Origin of the sequence: Moritella sp. (assembly GCF_033791185.1) — a bacterium.
GTDB lineage: Bacteria > Pseudomonadota > Gammaproteobacteria > Enterobacterales > Moritellaceae > Moritella.
The window spans coordinates 1-3,708 of the sequence record NZ_JASJHF010000121.1 but is presented as its reverse complement, the minus strand read 5'-3'; the positions used below and the strand labels follow the sequence as shown (position 1 = coordinate 3,708).

Sequence of the window (3,708 nt, the reverse complement as noted above, 5' to 3'; positions counted from 1 at the left end):
GCAACACTTGCTGCAATTACAGTCGCTAATTTTTTCATACGTATTTACCTATTATTATAATTAAGTCAATCAAAGACCTTTATTGTGTTGTTTTTTATTTCTTTTTAGTGTTTATTTAATTATTTATTTTTGGAACTAACTTTTAACATTTCGCTGCCAACTCTTAATACTTAGGTGCCAACTCTTAATATTTAGGCGCTAAAAACTGCTTAACTCGTTCCGACTTCGGATTATCAAACAATTCTTTCGGATCGCCCTGCTCTTCAATTTGACCTTGATGCAAAAAGATAACCTTAGTAGAGACATCACGGGCAAATGCCATCTCGTGGGTCACCACTAACATAGTTCGCCCTTCTTCAGCCAAACTTTGCATCACCCGTAATACTTCACCGACTAATTCCGGATCTAACGCTGAGGTTGGTTCATCAAATAGTAGCACTTCAGGTTCAACCGCCAGTGCACGGGCTATCGCCACACGTTGTTTTTGACCTCCAGATAGCTGACTTGGGTAGTAGTCTTTTCTTTCCCATAAATCAACTTTTTTCAAATATTGTTCTGCGCTTGCCAATGCGTCGCTACGCGAGATACCTAAAACATGAATAGGCGCTTCGATCACATTTTCAATGACAGTCATGTGCGACCATAAATTGAAGCCTTGAAATACCATCGCTAAGCGTGAACGAATACGTTGAACTTGTTTTTTACTGACCGCCTCCCTATTACCGTCACGACCATCAACCATATCGATCAACTCGCCGTTTACCGAGATATCTCCGGCAGTTGGCATTTCTAATAAATTAATGCAGCGTAAAAATGTACTCTTACCTGATCCTGATGAACCAATAATCGAGATAACATCGCCTTTATTCGCAGTCAGATCGATACCTTTAAGAACTTCATTGTCACCAAATGATTTATGTAAATTTTTGATGCCTAATGTGGGACTGCTACTCATTCTATTCATCCTAAATACGATTTATAACAATATAAGACCTGTGCAATACTTAAAATCAAACTATACTTAAATACCGCAACACAAAACAACACTTAACATAACAAATTAGCCATTCAGATAACATAAAACCGGTTGAATTCAGTTATTAACTCCAGAGTGTTGCCTGACCTAGGTTTTATTAACCATGTAAATTTAAAATGCAGCATTAAAATTCAGCATATAAAAAACTTAATACTACCGCTATATTGGTAATTATGAGGTTTTATGTTACCTTACATAGAGAAACTAACTTTTGTTTACATGTTTAAAATAAAGTTAGTAGAAACACGTACTAACTGTAATTAAGTTACACCCATTACGGGTTGATATAGATCCACTGTGTTACTTTTCGTAATAAAAAAACACAAATGGCCATAAAATTGATCTAGATCACTTTATAAATACTACTAGTTAGGTAATAATGCACACAGGTTATTTATTGAGACTAAACAATGAAAACAGCAAGCCCATTTGATGCGATTCTACCAGCCGAACTGCTAATTAAAGCAGAATCTGTCGGTGTAGCAAAAGCAACTAAATCCCATAAACAAGCCTTCATGCTTGCCATTACAGCCGGTGTATTCATCTCCATCGCATTTGCCTTTTATACCACTGTCACCACCGGTACCACCGATGTTGCTTACGGCCTAAAAAAATTCATGGGCGGATTTGCATTTAGCCTTGGTCTATTACTTGTCGTTGTTTGTGGCGGCGAACTTTTTACCAGTTCAATTCTGACTATTATTGCCCGTGCTAATAACAAGATCACCACTGCACAGCTGGCAAAAAACTGGGCGGTTGTTTACGCTGGTAACTTTATCGGTTGCATCTTTTTTGTGATGCTGATGATATTAGCAAAACAGCATCTTGTCGCTGATGGCGCATGGGGTATTAATGCCATGAAGATTGCTCAACACAAATTACATCACACCTTTATTCAAGCTGTCACACTCGGCATCCTCGCAAACCTACTTGTTTGCCTTGGTGTATGGATGAGTTTTGCAGCACGCTCTATTACAGACAAATTTGTCGCAGTGGCATTGCCAGTGAGTATGTTTGTCGCATCAGGTTACGAACACAGTATCGCTAATATGTTTATGATCCCACTCGGGTATGTTATCGCGAACTTTTCTGGCCCTGAATTTTGGTTAGTAACTGGCGCAAATCCAGCTGACTTTACTGATTTAACATTATCTAACTTTGTATTTAATAACCTTATTCCAGTCACCATCGGCAACATCATTGGTGGCGGCGTATTAGTTGGCCTGACTTACTGGGCTATCTACTGCAAAAAAGAATCTTAATATCTGTTGGTAACAACAGGTAACGAGCTTTAAAGTTTAATTTTTAATAAATTAGGTGTACTTATGACTGAACAAACAATTTTTGATCAAGCGTGGCAAGGTTTCACTACTGGTGAATGGACTAACGACGTTAACCTTCGTGATTTCATCCAGAAGAACTACACCGAATTTACCGGTGATGAATCTTTCCTAGCAGATGCAACTGAAGCAACAGATACGCTTTGGAACAGTGTGATGGAAGGCATTAAAATCGAAAACAGCACCCATGCGCCGCTTGATTTTGATACATCGTTACCGTCAACGATCACTTCTCATGCTGCTGGTTACATCGACCAAGGCCTAGAAACAATTGTTGGTCTGCAAACTGAAAAACCACTAAAACGCGCTATTATCGCGAACGGTGGTATCCGTATGGTTGCAGGTTCTTGTAAGGCATATGGTAAAGAACTTGATCCAGTAACAAACAAAATCTTCTCTGAATACCGTAAAACTCATAACCAAGGCGTATTTGACGTTTATACAAGCGACATCATGAAATGTCGTAAGTCAGGTATCCTAACTGGTTTACCAGATGCATATGGCCGTGGTCGTATCATTGGTGATTACCGTCGTGTTGCTGTATACGGCATCGACTTCCTAATGAAAGATAAATTTGCACAACAAAAATCATTAGAAGCAAAGTTCTACTCAGGTGAAGACCTAGAAGCAACAATGCGTTTACGTGAAGAGATTTCAGAACAGTACCGTGCCCTAGCACAAATCAAAGAAATGGCGGCAACTTACGGTTTCGATATTTCTGGCCCAGCGGTAAACGCAAAAGAAGCGATCCAGTGGACTTACTTCGGCTACCTAGCTGCTGTTAAATCACAAAATGGCGCAGCAATGAGCTTCGGTCGTGTAACTACGTTCTTAGATATCTACATCGAACGTGATTTACAAGCGGGTATCATTACTGAAACTGACGCTCAAGAAATGATTGACCATTTAGTTATGAAACTACGTATGGTACGTTTCCTACGCACACCTGAATACGATGAGTTATTCTCTGGTGACCCAATCTGGGCAACAGAAACTATCGCAGGTATGGGTACAGATGGTCGTTCACTAGTAACTAAATCATCATTCCGTGTACTACACACACAATACACTATGGGTCCTTCACCAGAGCCAAACATCACTGTATTGTGGGCTGAACATTTACCATTAGCCTTCAAACGCTACTGTGCGAAAGTATCTATTGATACGTCATCAATCCAATACGAAAATGATGATTTAATGCGTACTGACTTCGACAATGATGACTATGCAATTGCTTGTTGTGTATCACCAATGATTGTTGGTAAGCAAATGCAGTTCTTTGGCGCACGTGCTAACCTTGCTAAGACATTATTATACGCAATCAACGGCGGC

Annotated in this window: 3 protein-coding genes; 2 read left to right on the top strand and 1 reads right to left on the bottom strand. The window is 39.5% G+C overall.

Annotated elements, in window-relative coordinates; all coding sequences use genetic code 11:
* Nucleotides 1-184 precede the first annotated feature (184 nt).
* Entirely contained in the window at nucleotides 185-955 is a 771-nt protein-coding gene (locus QNK26_RS07390) for an ABC transporter ATP-binding protein (protein ID WP_319221916.1), read from the bottom strand.
* Nucleotides 956-1,446: 491 nt separating this feature from the next.
* On the opposite strand from QNK26_RS07390, the gene focA reads away from it, so the two are divergent.
* Together focA and QNK26_RS07380 are read left to right on the top strand one after the other, a co-directional pair.
* Nucleotides 1,447-2,298: a formate transporter FocA gene (gene focA / locus QNK26_RS07385; RefSeq protein ID WP_319221914.1), complete on the top strand. Its 852-nt coding sequence runs from the start codon at nucleotides 1,447-1,449 to the stop codon at nucleotides 2,296-2,298.
* A 63-nt stretch (nucleotides 2,299-2,361) separates the two neighbouring features.
* Nucleotides 2,362-3,708 (top strand): pyruvate formate lyase family protein (locus QNK26_RS07380; RefSeq protein WP_319221913.1); only part of this gene is annotated, 1,347 nt, incomplete at its 3' end.

What these genes read in the sequence shown, in the direction of transcription:
- focA (WP_319221914.1), top strand. Translation starts at nt 1,447, where the DNA reads ATGAAAACAGCAAGCCCATTTGATGCGATTCTACCAGCCGAACTGCTA.
- QNK26_RS07390 (WP_319221916.1), bottom strand. Translation starts at nt 955, where the DNA reads ATGAGTAGCAGTCCCACATTAGGCATCAAAAATTTACATAAATCATTT.